This window comes from Pseudomonas sp. fls2-241-R2A-110, assembly GCF_030209165.1.
Lineage (GTDB): Bacteria > Pseudomonadota > Gammaproteobacteria > Pseudomonadales > Pseudomonadaceae > Aquipseudomonas.
This window is the reverse complement of record NZ_JARVSN010000005.1, coordinates 1-19,503: the sequence shown is the minus strand read 5'-3', so window position 1 is coordinate 19,503 and position 19,503 is coordinate 1. Positions and strand designations below refer to the sequence as shown.

Here is a 19,503-nt window from a genome sequence, read left to right as displayed (position 1 = left end):
GGTGTTTTTTCGGGCCCTATCGCGGGCAAGCCCGCTCCCACAGGAATCTTGAATGAACACACGATTGTGTGGCCCCAGTAGATCCCTGTGGGAGCGGGCTTGCCCGCGATGGGGCCAGTGAATTCAACCTTAGATTTCTTTCACCGGCGTTTCACACTCAACCCCCTTGATCAACCCGATGACGTGCAGGCAATCGGCCTTGTTCACATACGATTCGCCACTGGCGATCGTCTCGTGATTCCCGGCCCTCAGGCGCCAGCGCCATTGGCCTTTTCCGGTGCTAGGGGTGCCTTTGGATTGTCTGTAAATCTCGAAATACATACTGCTCGCTCCATGCGATGGGTTATTGCGACAACCTGTGTGGCGCATCGAAGCAAGCCTAGCGGAGCAGGATTTTTTGGCCAACAGGCATGTGTTTCCAATAGTTTGAAGGCTTTTCCTACGGCGTAACCGGCCATGAATGAATGGCCAGAACCCCCGCAGTTTCGCCCTTGCATCACCACTCCCGGTCCTGCTTAATACGATTCGGCTCTCGGTGTCGAACATCTGCCGTCGACCCCGGATTGTAGAAAAATCACTATAAAAAAGAGCAATCAATTGACTCATCAGCACGGACCGCAACTGACCGGGCCTTTGGCGCTTTCGCTCGTCATCCCGGTCTTCAATGAAGCCGCGACGCTTGATGTATTCATCGCGCGGATCACTGACGTCTTCAAGGATCAGGCGCTGATCGCGCTGGAGATCGTGTTCGTCAATGACGGCAGCACTGATGCAACGCTGGAGGTGCTGCTGGAGCGACAGAAGAGCGACTCGCGCATTCGTATCGTCGACCTGAGTCGCAATTTCGGCAAGGAAGCGGCCTTGACCGCCGGTTTGCAGACGGCGACTGGCCAGGCCGTGGTGCCGATCGATGCCGATTTGCAAGATCCACCCGAAGTCATCCTCGAAATGATCGCCCGTTGGCGCGAAGGCTATGAAGTGGTGCTGGGCCACCGTGTGAGTCGCAAGACCGACTCCTGGGCCAAGCAAACCTCGGCCAACTGGTTTTACCGTCTGCACAACAGAATTGCCGAACAACACCTGCCGGAAAACGTCGGTGATTTCCGGCTGATGGACCGTTGCGTGGTCGATGCCTTGCAAACGTTACCGGAGTCGCGGCGATTCATGAAAGGCCTGTTCGCCTGGGTCGGGTTTCGCAGCACTTGCGTGGACTATGAGCGACCAGAACGTGTGGCTGGGACGACCAAGTTCAACGGTTGGCGCTTGTGGAATTTCGCCCTGGAGGGCATCACCAGTTTCAGCACGGAGCCACTGCGCATCTGGACGTATCTGGGGCTGTTCGTTTCACTGATCTCTTTTTCGTTCGCCATCTTTATTGTGCTGCGCACCCTGATCTCCGGGGTTGATCTGCCGGGTTATGCCTCGCTGATGGTTGCCGTCACTTTTCTGGGCGGCCTGCAATTGATCGGCATCGGGGTGCTGGGTGAATACCTGGGGCGAACCTACATCGAGTCAAAACGTCGGCCGGTATATCTGGTACGGCGTGTCTATGATCCCAAGGACTGAACCATGGATCTCAAGGAAACCGACATCCTCGGTTCAAGCATCGATCAGCATTGGTATTACGCCTCCAAGGCCGCAGCGACCATGCGGTTGCTGGGCACTACGCCGTACAAACGAATTCTCGACGTGGGCGCCGGTTCGGGGTTCTTTTCCCGGCATCTGCTGACTCATTCATCGGCGAGTGAGGCGTGGTGCGTGGACATCAGCTATGACGCCGATTCCGACGCCACAACCGGCGGTAAACCGGTGCATTACCGTCGCAGTATCGACGCAGTGGACGCCGATCTGGTGTTACTGATGGACGTGCTGGAGCATGTCGATAACGACGTCGGACTCCTCAAGGCCTATGTAGATAAGGTGCCGTCCGGCAGCCGTTTCCTGATAACAGTGCCGGCGTTTCAGTTTCTCTGGAGCGGGCACGACGACTTTCTCGAACACAAGCGTCGCTATACCCTTGCGCAACTGGAAGCGGTTGTGCGCAATACCGGTTTGACCGTGAAGCAGGGCACCTACTACTTCGGCCTGGTGTTCCCGATCGCGGCTGCCCTGCGCTTGTTGCCCAAAGGTGCACAACCGTCGCCACCGCGCTCGCAACTCAAGCAGCACCATCCACTGGTGAATACGATGTTGAAGACGCTGTGCAGCGTCGAGCTGCCGTTCATGGGCGCGAATCGCCTGGCCGGGTTGACGGTGTTTGTCCTGGCGCAAAAGCCGTGACGTCAGCCGAAAGATCCGCCTTGATCCAGCGCGGGCTGCGTTTTGCCGTGACCGGGTTGTTCGTCACGGCTTTGCATGCGCTGGTGGCCGTGTTGTTCATCAACTATGTAGCGCCATTACCGCCCATTGCCAATGGCGTCGCATTTGCCGTGGCGACCGTGGTGTCCTACCTGATCAATACCACCTGGAGCTTTTCCGCGCGGCTGCACGGCCGAACGTTGCTGCGTTTCATGATGGTATCGGGCGCCGGTTTTCTCCTGGCGATGCTGGTGGCCTGGGCCGCGCAAATGGCTGGTTTGCATTATTTGCTGGGTATTTGCGCGGTGGCGCTGACCATTCCGGCCTTCACCTTTGTATTGCATAACTTCTGGACGTACCGATGACCGACTCAGTCAAACGCCTGGCGATCAACCTGTTGCCATTGTTGATCGGTGTCATGGCCTTTTTCATTGTCATCGGACCTCGGCCGCTCAATCCGCAGAACATTGCGTGGCTGGGCAACGGAGACCCGGCGACGCATTACCTGGGGTGGGTTTTTTTCCGGCAGTCGCCGTGGACTTTTCCGATAGGACTTAACCCTTCCTACGGACTGGAGTTGGGCAACGGCATCATCTTTTCTGATTCCAATCCGCTGCTGGCCTTTGTGTTTAAACCGTTCGCCTCGATTTTACCGACGCCTTTCCAGTATTTCGGCCTGTGGTTCCTGGCGTGCTTCGTTTTGCAGGCTTGGTTCGCGTGGAAAGTGGTGGGGCTGATGACCTCTCATGTGGCTGTGCGCGCCGTGAGTACCGCGTTGTTTCTCTTTGCTCCGCCGATGCTCATGCGCCTGCCGTTCCATTTGTCCCTGGGCGGGCATTTTCTGGTGCTGGCCTCGTTGTACCTGGGCCTGCATCCGCAATTGCGCCGTCGACGATTGGCTTGGGGCTCATTGCTGGCGGTGGCTGCGTTGGTCCATGCGTACTTTCTGGCAATGGTTGCCGCGATCTGGATCGCAGACCTCGCAGCCGGCTACTTCAGGAAAAAACTGACGTTACAGTCTGCGGCCATCGAATTGATCGGGCTGTTTTCACTGGTCAGTTTCTGTTGCTGGCAGGCGGGCTATTTTTCAGTAGGCGGCGGCGCGGTTTCGGATGGTTTTGGCATGTACGCCATGAACCTGCTGTCACTGTTCGATCCGGGCAATTGGTCTGGTCAGTGGTCCTACATCCTGAAAGATATACCCGGTGTTCAAGGCTACGGTGACGGTGAGGGGTTTCTCTTTCTGGGGCTCGGGCTGATCACCCTGGGGATTTGTGCGCTGGTGGGTCTGCTTCAAGGCAACACCGGTTTTGCTCGGCGACTGGGGCATCGACCCATTTTGCTCGCGACGCTGGTGGGGCTGAGCCTGTTCTCGATCTCGAATAATGTGGCGCTCGGCTCACTCGAATGGACCTATCCACTGCCAGCGTGGGTGATCTCGGTGGCCAATATTTTCAGGGCTTCAGGACGAATGTTCTGGCCGGTGTACTACGCAATCATCATCGCCATCATTTTCCTGGTGATTCGCGCCAACACGCCGCGCACAGCCTTGAGTCTGCTGTCACTGGCGCTGCTGATCCAAGTGCTGGACACCCATGCCGGCTGGGTAGGGGTTCGCAAGCAATTGATGGTGGCGCCGGCGTCGAAATGGGCATCGCCCATGGTCGATCCGTTCTGGGAAAGCGCTGCGGCCCATTACCGCAAGATTCGCTGGATTGTTCCGCAGAACCTGTCCCCGAAGTGGATGGCGGTGGCCGATTTTGCCGGTGCCCATGGCCTGGCGACGAATGCCGTTTACCTTGGCCGGATGGACACCGCCAGCTGGATTGAATCCGAGCAGGAAACGGCTCGGGCCATGGCGTCGGGCAAGTATGACGCCGACTCGTTGTACCTGCTCGACGAGCGTGCGCTGATCCAGTCGGTGAGAAACGTCGATACCCAAAAGGACCTCTTCGCCAGGATTGACGGCTTCACAGTGCTGGCTCCGGGGTGGAAACAGTGTGGCACGTGCTTGCAGGCGGCCTCGCAGATCGATCCGCTGGAGCTGGTTCCCGCTATCGAGCCCGGACAAAAAACGCTGTTCAATGACGCCAGCCCGGGTGGCGCGCTGCTGGCCAAGGGCTGGTCCGAGACCGAACCCTGGGGCACCTGGTCGAAAAGTCCGGACGCCGAAGTGATGTTCCGGGTTCTGGCGCCCGTGCATTCGCTGCGTCTGGAAGCCACGGCGTTTCTACCCCCTGGCCACGAGCGTCAGCGTGTCTTCATTAGCATCAATGACATGCCGGCCATCACCGCCCAACTTGAGCAGGCCGATGGCAACCTCATCGAGATTCCCCTCACGGCCGAGATGCAAGAGCGAGTATCGAGTCAGGGCGTCTTGAGGCTGCAAATGCAGTTCGCTGATGCCGTCAGCCCAAAACAGTTCGGGCTCGGTCCGGACGTTCGGCAACTGGCGCTCGGCTTGAAGACGTTGACGGTCAATTAAGGGGGGCTGCACGTAGACGCCTTCCTCGGGCCTTTCTACACTGCCCCAAGTATCAGGGACCGGGGACAACGAATGAATCGCAATGAACTGCGCAAGGCTGACATCAACCTGATGGTGGTGTTTGAAACGTTGATGCTAGAACGCAATGTGACGCGGGTGGCAGAGAAGCTGTTTCTTGGCCAGCCGACCATCAGTGCGGCACTCAACCGTTTGCGCACGATGTTCAACGATCCGCTGTTCATTCGGGTCGGTCATCGCATGGAACCGACGGCGCGGGCTGAGGAAATCATCCTGCACTTGTCGCCGGCGCTGGATTCATTGTCGGTGGCGTTGAGCCTGACCCATGACTTCGACCCGGCCAGCAGCACCATGACCTTTCGCATCGGTTTGTCGGACGACGTCGAGTTCGGCCTGCTGCCACCGCTGCTACGGGCCTTGCGCCAGGAGGCGCCCAAGGTGGTGTTCGTGGTTCAGCATGTCGATTACTGGCGTATTCCCGACTTGCTGGCGTCCGGCGACATCACCGTCGGTATCAGCCAGACCCGCGGCTTGCCGGCCAATGCCAAGCGCAAGCTGTTGCGGCACATCCAGCCGTACATTTTGCGCGCCGATGCGTCCGACACGCCGCTGACCCTCGATGAATATTGCGCACGGCCACACGTATTGGTGTCACACACGGCCAATATCAGTGGCTACGCCGATGAATGGCTGGCGGAGATTGGCCGCACGCGTCAGGTCGTGCTTTCGGTGCCGCAATACAGCTCGCTGCCGGCTTTGCTTGCCGGCACCGACCTGATCGCCAGCCTGCCGGATTACGCCGCCGAGGCGATGGCCGCGTCCGGTCAGTTGTTCAAAGAACCCTTTCCGTTCAAGACCCCGACGCTGGACCTGTCGATGGTCTGGCTCAGCCACGTCGATACCGACCCGGCCGAACGCTGGTTGCGTTCGAGGCTGGAGGCGTTCATGAGTGAGCGCCATGAGTCGCCTCTCTGAAACTCGTCAAGTAAGGGCGATGATTCATTCGGACGGAGAGGCGTGTGATCAAACCATCGGAATGTGGATTTCCTTTGACTGACACTTTTCGCCGATTTGCAGGTTTCGGTCCTCGGTGTAAGGCTGGCCCTGACGATCAATCAGAAAGAACACTTCGAATAAATATTGTTTGCCCTTGTGGTTGGCGCAACGAAAAGAGGTATTGGCTGGAAACAGTGATTTCAAATTGTCCAGACCCAGGGATTTACCCTGATATTGGTTGAACGCCTGATTGTATTTGACCACGCTGCGCAAATTCACAAAGTCCTCGAAATATTGAATCTGGCTGGTGCCATAGCAAGTGCCATGTTTTTTCCATTCATGTTTCATCAGGCTTTCGGGTGACTCGGTGACCATTTCAGAAAAATCGGGGTAGGCCTGTGCCTGCTTCTGGTCCTTGTCGGTGAGCTCGCAAACGGCCCCGGCCTGATCACACCCGACTGACTTGGTGCAGAAAGAAGGGTGACGATTCGCCGATTGGTCGGTGCTCTTGTAATAGGGCCAGATACCGTGGGTGTTAAAGACGTTTTTTGGTTTGTCGCAACCTGCAGTGGTTGGATTCAATAGGCAGAACGTTGGTTGCCAAGTGACAGCATATGCGCGGTAGTCAAATTGAGCGCTAGGTGCTCCCTCCAGGCTTTCTTCACCTTGGTCCAGAGCGTGTGCACAGAGAGAGATAACAGAGAGGGCCATTGAGGCGTAAAGACGTTTCATCGTGTTCGATCCTTGATGTCGTAGGTTTCGGGTTACCTCCTCACTGCTTGAGAGGACGCTTGCAGGTTCAGCGTCATGATCAATTAACTGCGCACTTCTAAATTTCAGACCTGATCCAGAAACCCTAGTACATTACGGGTCTTTGGGAATTCCAATTGGATGTACGGTTATCGTCGTCCTTTTGGAGTACTGCAATTCAATCAGGAGCCAAACCATGCCCCACCTGCACATGGAATACACCGCCAACCTGCCCGGACTGAATGCCGACCTGGCGTTGATCCGGCTCAACAATACGTTGGTGGGTTCCGGTCAGTTTGCTGCGGAGTTCGACATCAAGAGTCGCGCCGTGAAGGTCGAGACGTTCAAGGTCGGGACCGCATTGGCCGAGCGGGCATTCGTGCATGTGAAGCTGGCGTTGTTGAGCGGTCGCTCGCCGCAGATCAAAAAGCAGTTGTCCGAAAGTCTGCTGGCCGTGGTCCAGGACCTGTGTGAATGGCCGACCGATGTTGAAGTCCAGGTGTGCGTGGAGATCCTCGACATCGATCGAGAGTCCTACACCAAGACGGCCATCGGCCACTGAGTTTCAGGCCATTTCCTGCTCGGCACAGGCCTTGATCACTTGCTCGCGCAGCCATGTATTGGCGCTGTCCTGATCGGCGCCTTGGCTCCACAGCATGTCCAGGGTGAATCCCGGCAAGCCGTTGGGCGCTTCGCAGTGATTGAAAATCGCCTCGTTGGCCAGCAATTGCTGGACACGGCGGGGCAGGGTCAGGATGAAGTCGGTGCCGGTGATCATCTTCAGTGCCGCGCTGTAGCTGTTGGCGCGCGCGACAATCTGCCGTTTGTGCGCCTGTTGTGCCAGCCAGCCGTCGACCATGTTGGTTGTGGAGGTCCACGGGGTGGGGAACACATGCCGACGCTCGACAAAAGCTTGCAAGCTTAAACGCGGCTGCAGTGGCGTAGCGCGTTTGTCGAAGACGCAGACCAGATCATCTTCCAGCAGTTGTCGGGATTTGAAGTCACTGTGGCTTCGATGAAAGTGGGGACCGAAGCAAATCACCAGGTCGAGGCTACCCTCGCGCAATTCTTCAGCCGGGATGTCGGTTTCGAACTTGTGCATGTTGACCATCACCGGCAGGTCGGCGAAATCAAAGCTTTTCAACAGCCGTGGCAGGATCAACTGCTCGAAATATTCCGGTGCGCAGAGGTTGAACGTCACCGGTTGCAAGGTCGGGTCAAACGTCTGGGCGCCGGCATGGCACAAGTTGATGCTTTCGAGGATTTTCAGCACATGTGCGTACATGGTGCCGGCTTTGTAGGTGGGGCGCATGCCCGTGCGGGTGTTGATGAACAACTCGTCTTCAAAACTGGTCCGCAGTTTTTTCAGGCAGTAACTGACGGTGGACTGACTGACGCAAAGCGCCTCTGACACACTGGTGACGCTGCTTTGCTCATACACGGCGACAAACACCATGAGGTCCTGCATGTCGAGCTTTCTTAGCAAGTTACTGTTCAGCATCCGTTCTGTCTCGCTGTGCTCCTTGCGCTGACAGTGCGCAAACTTGTGCGAAAGATCCTAACGGAACGATGGTGCCAGGAGAATGCCCCGTAGGAAGTTTCACAGTCAGTTGTGGGACAGAAAATGTTCCGAACACGACTTACGCGATGTTACCGAAGGTCCCATAGTGTATTCCGCGTCAGTGGATGTGCCGGGCGTAATGTCGCGGATTGAAGCGCAACACTATCAGGATCATCAGCGCCATGACGCCGGTCAGGCACCACCAGGCCCATTCGAAGCTGCCCAGTCGATCGCGGACCATCCCGGCCATCAGGGGCGAGAGGCCGGCGATCAGGTAGCCGATGCCTTGTACGAAGGCTGTGAGTCCGCCGGCGCGTTGCGGGTTGTCGAGATGGTCCAGCGACACAATCAGGCTCATCGGGAACAGTCCGCCAATGCCCAGTCCCAACAGGCACGGCCACAGCAAGCTCAAGTGCAGCGGGCCGAGAATCAGCCCGCAGAAACCGGCGATGATCAGCGCCAGTAACACCACCAGCACCCGGCGCCGGTCGCGGCTGCGGTTGGCGATGGCCGGAGTGATCAGCCCGGACACCACTTCCATGGCCGTCAAAAAGCCCAGCAACAAACCGGCGTCTTGTTCGCTCCAGCCTTTTTCAACGTAGTACGGTGCCAGCCAGGCCAACACACAGGTGTAGGACGCAGTGCCCAAGCCGAAGAAGATCGCGAGCAACCAGGCGCGGGAATTGGCGAAGAAAGATTCCTTGCGTGGCGCTGGCGCATTGCGTGTCGGCGTTCCCGATCGTCCCGCCGCCCAGAACAGCAACGCGACCACCGCCAGTGCCGCCCAGATGGCCAGCCCCACACGCCAACTGCCGGTGCGGGTCATCGCCAGCGGGGCAAACGATGCCGCCATCGCCGCGCCACCCATGATCGACGTCACGTAGAGCCCCATGCACACGGCGACGTTGTCGCTGAAACGGGATTTGATCAGCGCCGGCATCAGTGCCTGGATCAGTGCAATGCCAATGCCGGCGAGCATGGCGCTGAGGATCAGTTCGACAGCTGAGTCGACGAACAGTCGCGACACCGTGGCCAGGCCAATGATCACCAGCGAGATCACCACGGTGCGCTGTTCCCCGAGCTGTTGACTGACCCTCAGGCCGAAGAACATTGCCAGCCCCATCGCCATGACCGGCAGCATCGTCAGCAGCGAGGCCAGGCTGAAACTCAACGGGATGTCTGCGCGAATGGACGACAGCAACGGCCCGACAGCAGCCATCGAGGGGCGCAGGTTCAGGGCGACGAGAATGATGCTGACCATCAGCCAGAGGGCAGGGCGGGCAGTGGCGCGAACGTTTTCCATCAATCGGACCTTGGATAATCAGGTGCCGATTAAGCGCGCGAGGCCTGAAGGCGGCAAATCAGAAAATCCTTGGATGTATTTAAAAATTAAATAACCAGGCCGTGCCACAACTCCCCTGTGGGAGCGAGCCTGCTCGCGATTACGGTGTATCAGTCGCCATTAATGTTGAATGTCAGTCCGCAATCGCGAGCAGGCTCGCTCCCACAGGGGATTTGGGGTGATTTGGGAATTGAATGTTTAGCCAAGCTGCACCCAAAGTTCTTCAAATCCCGATTTAACGACCTGAGCTGCCGTGTGAGGCTGCGACTCATCTGTTTTCTTCGGTTCTCTCTATGGACGGTTGTCCCGTCGCACTTCCCTCCGAATTAGCCTTCTGGGCGCTGTGGCACTGTCGTCACGCGCGTCCACCGGATTCCTGCCTTTCCCGTTGATTGTTCCTACGGGTCCCGCGCTGTGCGCCGGGATCTTACCGGCGACGCCTGCGCGTTCGCCTGACGCGGAAAAAGAGAATCCCCATGAGTTGTGCCACGAATTCCTTCGCTCCCCAGCAAGAAGCCCTGAGCTTTCTCGAACAGAACCCGGATATCGAGATGTTCGAGCTATTCATCCTCGACAACAACGGCGTGCCCCGGGGCAAGTTGTTGCACCGGGATGAACTGTTGGCGGTCTACCAAAGCGGGCGGCCATTGCCGAGCACCATCCTGGGCTTGACCATCAATGGCGATGACGTCGAGAACTCCGGCCTGGTCTGGGACGTCGGCGATATCGATTGCCGGGCGTACCCGATCAGCGGCAGCCTGACACGCATGCCCTGGCGGTTGATGCCTACGGCGGCGGTTCAGGTCAGCATGCACCCGAAGGAAGGCCTGCCCGCGACGATTGCCGACCCCCGACATTTGCTGGCGAAAGTGATCGAAGGCTTGCAGGCCGACGGCTATTACCCAGTCATGGCGGCGGAGCTGGAGTTTTATTTGCTGGATCAGCAGCGCGACAGCAACGGTCGGCCGCAGCCGGCACGGGATGTCGACGGCGGCCGGCCGCGCGGCACTCAAGTCTACGGATTACGTGAGCTGGAGCAGATCGAGCCGTTCCTGGCTGACCTCTACAGCGCCTGCAAACTGCAGGGCATTCCGGCGCGCACGGCGATTTCCGAATACGCGCCGGGGCAGGTGGAAATCACTCTCGAACACCGCACCGACGCCCTGCAGGCGATGGACGAAGCAGTGCGCTACAAACGGCTGGTCAAGGGCGTGGCGCACAAACACGGCATGACGGCCTGCTTCATGGCCAAACCGTTCGATGATCTGGCGGGCACCGGCATGCACATGCACGTCAGTCTCGCGGACAAAGAGGGCAACAACCTGTTCGCCAGCGACGCCCCTGACGGCACGCCGCTGCTCAGACACGCGGTGGGCGGCATGCTTGGCACATTGCTCGATTCATTATTGCTGTTCTGCCCGAACGCCAATTCCTACCGTCGATTCCAGACCAACAGTTACGCGCCGCTCGCGGCCACGTGGGGCGTGGACAACCGCACCGTGAGTTTGCGCGTGCCTGGTGGGCCGGCATTCTCCCGGCACATCGAACACCGCATCTGTGGCGCCGACGCCAACCCGTATCTGGCGGCCGCGGCGATCCTGGCCGGCATTCATCGCGGTATTCGCGAGCAACTCGACCCTGGCGCACCGGTTCAGGGCAATGGATACGCCCAGGCCACGAAATTGTTGCCGACCGATTGGCTGACCACATTGCGCGCGCTGGAAGGGTCGACCTGGGCGCGTGAGGCGTTCGGCGACGAATTCCTTGGCGTGTACCTGGCGGTGAAACGCGCAGAATACCGGCAGTTCATGGGCGAGGTAGGGGAGCAGGACTGGCGCTGGTATCTGCATCAGGCCTGAACGAAGGCTGAACCCTTCGCAAATAAACAGGCAGTAATGGGTTGAATTCTTGAGCCAACTATTCGATTGCTTGATTTTCACAAAAAATTGATGGTTGACTGGTTACAGTTAGTGACGCCTCGGTCAATGAATTTTTCACATTGGCCGAAGGCGCTTCTCTTCAGGACCCGCCGATCATTATGTTGAAAATCAAACCCGTGCGCCCCGAGTGGGTGACACTGATTGCCAGTGCCTTCTTGCTAGCCGGCTTTAATTTAGTCCTTTGGCAGCACCTGTTTGAAATCACCGAATCCGATGGCAAGGGTCTTGTCATGCGCGTCGCGTTCGGCGCGATGGTTCTGGCTGCCTTCAACATTGTGCTGACGTTGCTGGCGTTCCGGCGCGTGATGAAGCCGGTGTTGATATTGATGTTCATGATCAGCGCCGGGGTTGCGTATTTCATGAGCCAATATGGCGTGCTGATTGACACCGGCATGCTACGTAACTTTGCACAAACCAACGCGACCGAAGTGCGTGACTTACTGTCGTTGAAGTTGCTGGCCTATATTGTGTTGCTCGGTGTTTTACCTTCATGGTTATTGTGGAAAACGCCGGTCAATTATCGTCGCTGGCACCGTGAACTGTTGAGTAAGGCGCTGGTGACTGTCGCCTCGGTTGCGGTGATCGGAGGTGTCGCGCTGGTCAACTATCAAGGCTTGTCCTCGCTGTTTCGCAATCACCATGAACTGCGACTGATGGTGGTGCCCAGCAACTACATCGGTGCCTCGTTCGGTTATTTGCGTGAGCAAGTTGTCTCCGCGCGACAGCCCTTCTTGAAAATCGGTGAAGATGCCCAACGCGATGCTTCATGGCAGGCCCATGGCCGTAAATCCCTGACGGTATTGGTCGTTGGCGAAAGTGCCCGGGCCGAGAACTTCGGCATCCTCGGTTATTCCCGCGACACCACACCCAAACTGAATAAAGAAGCCGGCCTGATTGCCTATACCGACGTGCACTCCTGCGGCACGGAAACGGCCGTCTCGGTGCCGTGCATGTTCTCGGACATGAACCGCAAGGACTACGACGCCAGCAAGGCGAAGAATGAAGAGGGCCTGTTGGACGTGCTCAAACGTGCCGGTCTGGACGTGATCTGGCGTGACAATCAGTCAGGCTGCAAAGGCACGTGCGACAGGGTCACCCTTGATGACGTCAGCAATCTGAAGGACCCGGTGTTGTGCGCCGACAGCGAATGCCGCGACGAAATACTCCTGCAAGGTATGCAGCAGTTCATCGATAACCTGAATAAAGACACGGTTCTGGTCTTGCACCAGATGGGCAGCCACGGTCCTGAATACTTCAAGCGCTATCCGAAGGAGTTCGAACGCTTCACGCCGGTCTGTGAAAGTAATGCGCTGAACAATTGCAGTCGCGACAGTATCGTCAACGGCTATGACAACACGCTGGTCTACACCGACCACGTACTGTCGACCCTGATTGATCTACTGCGCAAAAACCAGGGCAAAGTGGACACCGCAATGCTTTACCTGTCGGATCATGGCGAGTCGCTTGGCGAATACAACCTGTACCTGCATGGCACGCCGTACATGCTGGCGCCGGAACAACAGAAGCACGTAGCCATGCTGGCGTGGTTCTCCGACAACTATCAAAAGTCGTTCTCGGTCGACACCCAGTGCCTGCAACAGAGTCGTGACAAACCGTTGAGCCAGGACAACCTGTTCCATTCGATGCTGGGCTTGCTGGCAGTCAACAGCAAGGTCTACGACAAGGGGCTGGATATGTTCGCGGGTTGCCGTGGGGTGGCCGACGGCGTGTTGGCTAAAAAGTGAGTGTATCGACCTTTTTTACGCACCGGCCGCTAACCAGCGGCCTGTAGTTCCTCCAACAAGAGTCATTGCACATGTCTGCGCAACCTCCATCAGCCATTGAGCTTGAGTTCGCCCGGCGCTACGACCAGGAACACACTCGCGTCTGTCTTCAGCCGCGACCACGTGGCTTGGCGGGTCGCTGGGCGTTCTGGCGCGATGAGCAGTTGGTGCGCAGCGCGCTCAAGGTCGCCGGCGAGCCAGGCTTGATTCTGGATGTGGCTTGCGGTGCCGGACGTTTCTGGCCAGTGTTGGCCGAGCACGCGAACCGCGTGATCCTCGCCTCCGATCCGTCGCAGGACATGCTCAATCACGCCCAGACCCACCATCCGCAGAGTCTGCTCAAACGGATCAAGACTTTTCAAAGCTCGGCCTTCGACATTGGCTTGCCAGAGAATGCGGTCGACTGCATTTTTTGCATGCATCTGTTTCAAGACATCGATAGCTCCGAACATCGGTTGGCCATGCTCAAGGAATTCCATCGGGTCAGCCGCGACACGGTGATTGTGGCGGTACGGGTCGATGCGCATTTCAAGCTCCAGCGTTCAGGCGCGGCGGGTGCTCAGCCCCAGTATCTGGCCAGCAAGGCCGAAGTCGAAGCCGAGTTCAAGCGTGCGGGATTCTGCTTGCTCAGCCATCAGGATTTCCTGCCGGGCTGCGCACGGACGCGCGTCTATGTTTTGCGTAAGGCAGGTTAGCCTCCATTTGTCAGACATTTCTTGCCGTCTGGCAGGCCTTTTCGCTAAAGCTCTTGTTCAGTGGATGCGCGGAAATCGCCGGGGGCGATATATACTGCGCGCCATTCTTCAAGGGAGAGCCGTGTGGCCATCGATATTCACTGGATTCGCGACAACGAAAGCCTCGGTCAGTTTTGCGCCGAGTGGCAGCAACTGCCGTTCGTTGCCCTCGACACCGAATTCATGCGGGTCGACACCTTTTACCCGATCGCAGGCCTGCTGCAGATTGGCGATGGCGTACGCGCTTACCTGATCGACCCGCTGACCATCGACAACTGGCAGCCTCTGGCCGCATTGCTGGAAAACCCGGCGGTGGTCAAAGTCGTCCATGCGTGCAGTGAAGACCTCGAAGTCTTGTTGCGCCTGACCGGCAGTCTGCCGACGCCGCTGTTCGATACCCAACTGGCCGCCGCTTACTTGAACCTCGGTTTCTCCATGGGGTACTCACGGTTGGTACAAGAGGTGCTCGGCATCGACCTGCCCAAGGGCGAGACCCGTTCCGATTGGCTGCAACGTCCGCTTTCCGACACTCAAATCAGCTACGCCGCCGAAGATGCCTTACACCTGGCGGAAGTTTTCGTACAGCTTCGTCCGAAGCTTTCTGACGACAAATACGCCTGGGTCCTGGAAGACGGCGCTGAGCTGGTCGCCAACCTGCGCCGCGAGGTCGACCCTTACGAGGTCTATCGCGAAGCCAAGCTGGCCTGGAAGCTGTCCCGCGCCCAACTGGCCGTATTGCGTGAACTCTGCGCCTGGCGTGAGCGTGAGGCTCGCGCCCGTGATTTGCCGCGCAATCGCATCGTGCGTGAGCATTCGCTGTGGCCGTTGGCGCGCACTCAGCCGGACAACCTCGCAGCGTTGGCGAAAATCGAAGACATGCACCCGCGTACCGTGCGTCAGGACGGCGAATTTCTGCTTGATCTGATCAAGCGCTCTGGCAGTGTGTCGCCTGATCAATGGCCGCCTGCGGTGCCGGAGCCGTTGCCGGTGGACGCTGCCGCGCTGGTCAAACAGCTGCGAGCGATCGGCCAGGCTGAAGCAGAGCGCCTGAACATTGCGCCGGAGCTGATGCTGCGCAAGAAAACCCTGGAAGCGCTGCTCAAGAGCGGCTATCCCAACGGTCCCTACCAATTGCCTGATTCGCTGCGTGGCTGGCGCCGCGAATTGATGGGCCAGGCGCTGCTCGACAGCCTGGCCACCGCCGGAGAACAGCCTTGAAACGTATTTGCTCCATCTACCGAAGCCTGAAGAAAAACGAGATGTACCTCTATGTGCTCAAAAGCGATGCACTGGAGCGCGTCCCGGAAAGTCTGATGGCCGCTTTCGGCAAACCCCATCATGCTTTCGACCTGGTATTGACCCCCGAGCGCAAACTGTCGCGCGAGGACATCACCGTGGTCCTGGAAAACCTCGAGAAGCAGGGTTACCACCTGCAAATGCCGCCGGCGGAAGACGAATACATCGAACACTTGCCGGAAGAGTTGCTGCGACGCAACGACCCGATGTGAGCCGCAGACAGGCGCTGTTCAGCGTCTGTGTGAAAAACTGGAATAATTTTTGGCAATGGCCAGGACGATGGGGGAATTCTCCGTCGGTGGCCGTGTGCACTGTTTTTGAAAGGTTTGAACCATGCGCGTTCTGATTGCTGAACACGATCACCCTGTTTATGCCCAATTGCTGCGTCAGGCCGCGCCTGAGCTGGAAGTGCTGACCAGCGGTGACTCCGCCGAACTGGCCCGCCAGGCCGCCGACTGCCCGATCTGGCTCGGCCAGCCGGACCTGCTGGCCACTCTGCTGCGTCAGGGCCATCAGCCGCAATGGCTGCAATCGACCTGGGCGGGCATCACGCCGTTGCTGGCCGATGGCTTGCCGCGCCACTATCGCCTGACGCGTGCCGTGGGGATTTTCGGCCAGGTCATGGCCGAATACGTGCTGACCTACATGCTCGGCCACGAGCGCGAAGTGCTGCCGCGTCTGGTCAGCCAGGTCGAGCGCAAGTGGGACAGCCGTCACGGGCAAAGCCTGGCGGGACGCAAAGTGTTGATCGTCGGCACCGGCGACATCGGCCGCACCGTCGCGCAGTTCTTGCTGCCGTTTGGCGTCGAGTTGTACGGCATCGCCAGCGAAGCCCGCGAGCAGGCGCCGTTTGTCGAAGTCGGCGCGCTGGCGGATTTGCCGCGTCTGGTCGGTGAAGTCGATTACGTGATCAACCTGCTGCCGAACACCCCCAATACCCATGACTTGTACGATGCGGCACTGTTCAAGCAGTTCAAGCCGACCGGCGTGTTCATCAACGTCGGGCGCGGTGTGGCGGTGGTCGATGCGGACCTGGTGGAGGCCTTGAAAGAAGGGCACCTGGCGGGCGCGGTGATCGACGTCTGCCGTCAGGAGCCGCTGCCACAGCGCCATCCATTCTGGACCGCCTGGGGCTTGTTGCTCACCGGGCACAGTTCCGCGCCGACGTCGCCGCCGATGATGGTCAATCTGTTCCTGGAAAACTTGCGGGCGTATCAGGCGGGTGAAGCGCTGCGCGGGGAAGTGGATTTCAATCGCGGGTATTGAAACCACCGCTCACTCAAATAGTGTGCAAACCCTGTGGGAGCGAGCTTGCTCGCGATGGCGGTGTGTCAGTCAACATTGATGTTGAGCATGACGGCCTCATCGCGAGCAAGCTCGCTCCCACATTGGTTTTGCAGTGGCGACTTAGAGGGTGAAATCGCCTTCTGCCGCCAGCTCGCTCAGCGGACGGCGCGGGCTTGGCTCTTCACGGGCTTGCAGGTAATCGGCGAGCGTCGCCTTGTCGCCCAGTTTGCCCACCGCAACCGCTGCGTGCAGCGCATAACCTTCAGGGATGTTCAGCTCCTTGCGGGTCAGTTCCTGATCGAAACCGGCCATGCCGTGGGTGTGCCAGCCGCTGATGCTTGCTTGCAGCGCCAGATGGCCCCATGCCGACCCAGTGTCGAAGGTGTGCCACAGGGCCGGGGTTTCTTCGGTGGCACCCGGGGCCGTGAAGGTGGTTTTCGAGATCACGATCACCAGCGCCGAGGCGTGTTGTGCCCAGGAACGGTTGAATTCGTTCAGCAGACCCAGATAACGCTCCCAGTTTGGCGTGTCGCGGCGCGCGTACAGGAATCGCCAAGGTTGCGAGTTGTAGGCCGAAGGCGCCCAGCGTGCCGCTTCGAAAAAGCTCAGCAGGGTTTCTTCGGGAATGGTTTCGCCGGTGAAGGCGCGGGGCGACCAGCGATCGGTGAACTGAGGATGGATCGCATAGTCGGCAACGCGTGGATTTGCACTCATCAAGAGATTCCTTGCAACGTTTGAAAGTGAGGGTCGTCTGAAACCTGCGGGCGCAGTTGAGCTGGGCGTTAAGGTTTGTCGAGAGCCGGCAGTTCACCTGAATGCAACGCGGTTGAGCGTTAATGGCATCCGGGCATGGCTCCTTGCGACTGGCAAAGCTACGTGGCGGCGCAAAAACTGACAAGCCCGTTCTACCGGCAGTCGCCAATGCTTGGCCCGCAGGGGCCTTGGCACTAGACTGGCGGCCTTTTCACCACCTGATATTGATGCTTGAGCCATGGCCGCCAAAGTCGAACCGTTCTGGATACGCAAAACCCTCGATCAACTCGATCAAGAGGAATGGGAATCGCTGTGCGATGGCTGTGGCCTGTGCTGCCTGCAAAAGCTCGAAGATGAAGACGATAACTCCGTCTATTACACACGTATCGCCTGCAAATTGCTGGACCTGAAAACCTGTCAGTGCACCGATTACCCAAACCGGCGCGACTTTGTGCCTGATTGCATCCAGCTCACGCCGGGCAAGGCTGACGAGTTCAAATGGCTGCCGCCGACCTGCGGCTATCGCCTGGTCAGCGAAGGCAAGGACCTGCCGCTTTGGCATCACCTGGTGTGCGGTGATCGCGATGCGGTGCACCACGAACGTATTTCCCAGTCCGGGCGCATGCTTGCCGAAGGCAGTGTGGCCGAAGATGACTGGGAAGATCATCTGATCTTCCGGGCGGGTTAAGCGCTGTCGGTTTTAACGTGTCACGAAGGAGTGTGTATGGCTGTGGGATTGCGCCGGGCGTTGACCGTTGGGCTGTTGCTCCTGAGTTCGTCGGTGTGGGCGGCGAAGAAGGTCGATCTGGACTACCACGTGCGCCTGTTGCCGCAAAGCGATCAGGCTGAGGTGCGTCTCACCTTGGCTCGGGGCTCCGCGGTGCGCAGCCTGGATTTTGACCTGGGCGATGGCAGTCTTTACAGCGACTTCAAGGCCGATGGCCAATGGCAACTCACCCCGGGCAAACAGACGCGCGGTGTCTGGCGTCCCACCGCGGACAAGGCCAGCCTGAGCTATCGCGTGCGCATCAGCCACGGGCGCAAGAACGGCAGCTTCGACACCCGCATGACCCCGACCTGGGCGCTGATGCGAGGCGACGACCTGGTGCCGCCCGCCAAACTCGATCAGCAGGACGGCATCGAGCTGGTTTCACGCCTTGAATTCGAATTGCCCAACGGCTGGAAAAGCGTCGAGACCGCGTGGCCGCGAGTCGGCAAGAACAAATTCCGCGTGGATAACGTCTCTCGACTGTTCGACCGGCCCACGGGCTGGATGCTTGCCGGCCACTTGGGCAGCCGTCGCACCCGGCTTGGGGAAACCGAAGTCACCGTGGCCTCGCCCAGGGGGCAGGGTATGCGCCGCATGGACGTGCTGACCTTGCTGACGTTTGTCTGGCCGCAAGTGCAGGCTGTGTATCCCCGCCACCCGACCAAGCTGCTGATCGTCGGCGCCAACGACCCGATGTGGCGCGGCAGTCTGGGCGCACACGAATCGATCTACCTGAACTCACGCCTGCCGTTGGTGAGCGAAAGTGGCACCAGTGCTGTGGTGCGGGAGTTGGCGCAGGTGTTCGGGCGGATCAACGATCAGCAGCGCAGCGACTGGATCAGTGAAGGGTTTGCCGAGTATTACGCCATCGAACTGGTGCGTCGCGCCGGCGGCATGAGTGATGAGCGGTATGAGGGTTTGCAGAAGAAACTGGCCAGGGACGGCCAGAACGTCACGACATTACGTGGCGAGCAGATTAACCCGGCGCAGGTGTCGAAAGCGGTGCTGTTGCTGCAGGAACTGGATCGCGAGATTCGCTTGAAAACCCGCAACAAGCGCTCGCTGGATGATGTATTGCGCGGGGCGATGCACCTGGGACGTGTGGACACCAAGGCATTCGTCCAGCTTGCCGACAGTGTGATCGGCGAGTCCTCCAAAGTCCTTGATACCGAGTTACTTCAGTAACACCGCCATCGCGAGCAGGCTCGCTCCTACATAAGACCAATGTGGGAGCGAGTCTGCTCGCGATGGGGCCCTGAGCCTCAGTACAACTTCCAGATCAAACCCCGGATTTAGGCGATTTCAACGAATCGTTCGCGGTCACGGTAGCGGTTTTGGTCGCCGCTTCGGCATTGGCCTTCAACTGGTTCAGTTCTTCCCCGGCCCGCTGGATCTTTGCCCGCACGTTGTTCATGTCCTGACGGCTTTTTTCCAGCAGGTGTCTCGTCCTGAATAAGGTTTACACCTTCTGGCTTCTGATCAGGGGGGTG

The 19,503-nt window shown here is 58.6% G+C and carries 19 protein-coding genes and 1 pseudogene; 14 read left to right on the top strand and 6 right to left on the bottom strand.

Annotation, left to right across the window (positions count from 1 at the left end; translation table 11 throughout):
• Window positions 1-129: 129 nt before the first annotated feature.
• On the bottom strand, window positions 130-321 hold the full coding sequence (locus tag QRN31_RS02465; RefSeq protein ID WP_090181275.1) for a YegP family protein: 192 nt from the start codon (window positions 319-321) through the stop codon (window positions 130-132).
• 276 nt (window positions 322-597) lie between these two features.
• On the opposite strand from QRN31_RS02465, the gene QRN31_RS02460 reads away from it, so the two are divergent.
• The 5 genes from QRN31_RS02460 to QRN31_RS02440 all read left to right on the top strand — a co-directional run bounded on the left by QRN31_RS02460 (window position 598) and on the right by QRN31_RS02440 (window position 5,776).
• Window positions 598-1,566: a glycosyltransferase family 2 protein gene (locus QRN31_RS02460; protein ID WP_285429993.1), complete on the top strand. Its 969-nt coding sequence runs from the start codon at window positions 598-600 to the stop codon at window positions 1,564-1,566.
• Window positions 1,567-1,569: 3 nt separating this feature from the next.
• Window positions 1,570-2,280, top strand: a complete 711-nt coding sequence (locus QRN31_RS02455; protein ID WP_285429992.1) for a class I SAM-dependent methyltransferase — start codon at window positions 1,570-1,572, stop codon at window positions 2,278-2,280.
• Window positions 2,277-2,663 (top strand): GtrA family protein, encoded by a 387-nt coding sequence (locus QRN31_RS02450; RefSeq protein ID WP_285429991.1) that lies wholly within the window; start codon window positions 2,277-2,279, stop codon window positions 2,661-2,663. The genes QRN31_RS02455 and QRN31_RS02450 overlap by 4 nt, the downstream gene beginning before the upstream one ends.
• Complete coding sequence (locus tag QRN31_RS02445; RefSeq protein WP_285429990.1) at window positions 2,660-4,783, top strand: DUF6311 domain-containing protein; 2,124 nt, start codon at window positions 2,660-2,662, stop codon at window positions 4,781-4,783. The genes QRN31_RS02450 and QRN31_RS02445 overlap by 4 nt, the downstream gene beginning before the upstream one ends.
• Before the next feature lie 72 nt (window positions 4,784-4,855).
• The gene (locus tag QRN31_RS02440) at window positions 4,856-5,776 is read left to right on the top strand and encodes a LysR substrate-binding domain-containing protein (RefSeq protein WP_285429989.1); all 921 of its coding nucleotides are present in this window, start codon (window positions 4,856-4,858) and stop codon (window positions 5,774-5,776) included.
• 48 nt (window positions 5,777-5,824) lie between these two features.
• Here QRN31_RS02440 and QRN31_RS02435 read toward each other — a convergent pair whose 3' ends face one another.
• Entirely contained in the window at window positions 5,825-6,529 is a 705-nt protein-coding gene (locus tag QRN31_RS02435) for a ribonuclease T2 family protein (RefSeq protein WP_285429988.1), read from the bottom strand.
• A gap of 214 nt (window positions 6,530-6,743) precedes the next feature.
• Here QRN31_RS02435 and QRN31_RS02430 point away from each other — a divergent pair, with 214 nt between their 5' ends.
• Window positions 6,744-7,109, top strand: coding sequence for a 5-carboxymethyl-2-hydroxymuconate Delta-isomerase (locus QRN31_RS02430; protein WP_285429987.1), 366 nt, complete (start codon window positions 6,744-6,746; stop codon window positions 7,107-7,109).
• A gap of 3 nt (window positions 7,110-7,112) precedes the next feature.
• Here the strand turns inward: QRN31_RS02430 and QRN31_RS02425 are convergent, their stop codons facing one another.
• Both QRN31_RS02425 and QRN31_RS02420 read right to left on the bottom strand, forming a co-directional pair.
• Window positions 7,113-8,048 carry a LysR family transcriptional regulator gene (locus QRN31_RS02425; protein WP_285429985.1) on the bottom strand — a complete coding sequence of 312 codons (936 nt, stop codon included), beginning with the start codon at window positions 8,046-8,048 and terminating at the stop codon, window positions 7,113-7,115.
• A 178-nt stretch (window positions 8,049-8,226) separates the two neighbouring features.
• Complete coding sequence (locus QRN31_RS02420; RefSeq protein ID WP_285429983.1) at window positions 8,227-9,411, bottom strand: cyanate transporter; 1,185 nt, start codon at window positions 9,409-9,411, stop codon at window positions 8,227-8,229.
• Window positions 9,412-9,926: 515 nt separating this feature from the next.
• Between QRN31_RS02420 and QRN31_RS02415 the strand changes: the two genes are divergently transcribed.
• The 6 genes from QRN31_RS02415 to QRN31_RS02390 all read left to right on the top strand — a co-directional run bounded on the left by QRN31_RS02415 (window position 9,927) and on the right by QRN31_RS02390 (window position 16,470).
• The gene (locus QRN31_RS02415) at window positions 9,927-11,309 is read left to right on the top strand and encodes a glutamine synthetase family protein (protein WP_285429981.1); all 1,383 of its coding nucleotides are present in this window, start codon (window positions 9,927-9,929) and stop codon (window positions 11,307-11,309) included.
• A gap of 179 nt (window positions 11,310-11,488) precedes the next feature.
• A complete protein-coding gene (locus tag QRN31_RS02410; protein WP_285429980.1) occupies window positions 11,489-13,135 on the top strand; it encodes a phosphoethanolamine transferase in 1,647 nt (548 codons plus the stop codon).
• 71 nt (window positions 13,136-13,206) lie between these two features.
• A complete protein-coding gene (locus QRN31_RS02405; RefSeq protein WP_285429978.1) occupies window positions 13,207-13,869 on the top strand; it encodes a class I SAM-dependent methyltransferase in 663 nt (220 codons plus the stop codon).
• Window positions 13,870-13,992: 123 nt separating this feature from the next.
• Window positions 13,993-15,126 (top strand): ribonuclease D, encoded by a 1,134-nt coding sequence (gene rnd / locus QRN31_RS02400; RefSeq protein ID WP_222590190.1) that lies wholly within the window; start codon window positions 13,993-13,995, stop codon window positions 15,124-15,126.
• Window positions 15,123-15,416, top strand: coding sequence for a YcgL domain-containing protein (locus tag QRN31_RS02395; RefSeq protein ID WP_007898694.1), 294 nt, complete (start codon window positions 15,123-15,125; stop codon window positions 15,414-15,416). The genes rnd and QRN31_RS02395 overlap by 4 nt, the downstream gene beginning before the upstream one ends.
• Before the next feature lie 121 nt (window positions 15,417-15,537).
• Window positions 15,538-16,470, top strand: a complete 933-nt coding sequence (locus QRN31_RS02390; RefSeq protein WP_285429975.1) for a D-2-hydroxyacid dehydrogenase — start codon at window positions 15,538-15,540, stop codon at window positions 16,468-16,470.
• 141 nt (window positions 16,471-16,611) lie between these two features.
• On the opposite strand, the gene QRN31_RS02385 is transcribed toward QRN31_RS02390, so the two are convergent.
• A complete protein-coding gene (locus QRN31_RS02385; protein ID WP_285429973.1) occupies window positions 16,612-17,205 on the bottom strand; it encodes a nitroreductase family protein in 594 nt (197 codons plus the stop codon).
• Between the two features lie 277 nt (window positions 17,206-17,482).
• On the opposite strand from QRN31_RS02385, the gene QRN31_RS02380 reads away from it, so the two are divergent.
• Both QRN31_RS02380 and QRN31_RS02375 read left to right on the top strand, forming a co-directional pair.
• Window positions 17,483-17,932, top strand: a complete 450-nt coding sequence (locus tag QRN31_RS02380; RefSeq protein ID WP_007898698.1) for a YcgN family cysteine cluster protein — start codon at window positions 17,483-17,485, stop codon at window positions 17,930-17,932.
• 36 nt (window positions 17,933-17,968) lie between these two features.
• Window positions 17,969-19,198: a hypothetical protein gene (locus QRN31_RS02375; RefSeq protein ID WP_285429970.1), complete on the top strand. Its 1,230-nt coding sequence runs from the start codon at window positions 17,969-17,971 to the stop codon at window positions 19,196-19,198.
• A 94-nt stretch (window positions 19,199-19,292) separates the two neighbouring features.
• On the opposite strand, the pseudogene QRN31_RS02370 reads toward QRN31_RS02375, so the two are convergent.
• A pseudogene (locus tag QRN31_RS02370) lies at window positions 19,293-19,457 on the bottom strand (DUF2892 domain-containing protein); the annotation flags it as partial.
• Window positions 19,458-19,503 lie beyond the last annotated feature (46 nt).

Coding starts and splice junctions, on each gene's coding strand:
- QRN31_RS02465 (WP_090181275.1), bottom strand. CDS start 321: ATGTATTTCGAGATTTACAGACAATCCAAAGGCACCCCTAGCACCGGA.
- QRN31_RS02455 (WP_285429992.1), top strand. CDS start 1,570: ATGGATCTCAAGGAAACCGACATCCTCGGTTCAAGCATCGATCAGCAT.
- QRN31_RS02445 (WP_285429990.1), top strand. CDS start 2,660: ATGACCGACTCAGTCAAACGCCTGGCGATCAACCTGTTGCCATTGTTG.
- QRN31_RS02440 (WP_285429989.1), top strand. CDS start 4,856: ATGAATCGCAATGAACTGCGCAAGGCTGACATCAACCTGATGGTGGTG.
- QRN31_RS02435 (WP_285429988.1), bottom strand. CDS start 6,529: ATGAAACGTCTTTACGCCTCAATGGCCCTCTCTGTTATCTCTCTCTGT.
- QRN31_RS02430 (WP_285429987.1), top strand. CDS start 6,744: ATGCCCCACCTGCACATGGAATACACCGCCAACCTGCCCGGACTGAAT.
- QRN31_RS02425 (WP_285429985.1), bottom strand. CDS start 8,048: ATGCTGAACAGTAACTTGCTAAGAAAGCTCGACATGCAGGACCTCATG.
- QRN31_RS02420 (WP_285429983.1), bottom strand. CDS start 9,411: ATGGAAAACGTTCGCGCCACTGCCCGCCCTGCCCTCTGGCTGATGGTC.
- QRN31_RS02415 (WP_285429981.1), top strand. CDS start 9,927: ATGAGTTGTGCCACGAATTCCTTCGCTCCCCAGCAAGAAGCCCTGAGC.
- QRN31_RS02410 (WP_285429980.1), top strand. CDS start 11,489: ATGTTGAAAATCAAACCCGTGCGCCCCGAGTGGGTGACACTGATTGCC.
- QRN31_RS02405 (WP_285429978.1), top strand. CDS start 13,207: ATGTCTGCGCAACCTCCATCAGCCATTGAGCTTGAGTTCGCCCGGCGC.
- QRN31_RS02390 (WP_285429975.1), top strand. CDS start 15,538: ATGCGCGTTCTGATTGCTGAACACGATCACCCTGTTTATGCCCAATTG.
- QRN31_RS02385 (WP_285429973.1), bottom strand. CDS start 17,205: ATGAGTGCAAATCCACGCGTTGCCGACTATGCGATCCATCCTCAGTTC.
- QRN31_RS02380 (WP_007898698.1), top strand. CDS start 17,483: ATGGCCGCCAAAGTCGAACCGTTCTGGATACGCAAAACCCTCGATCAA.
- QRN31_RS02375 (WP_285429970.1), top strand. CDS start 17,969: ATGGCTGTGGGATTGCGCCGGGCGTTGACCGTTGGGCTGTTGCTCCTG.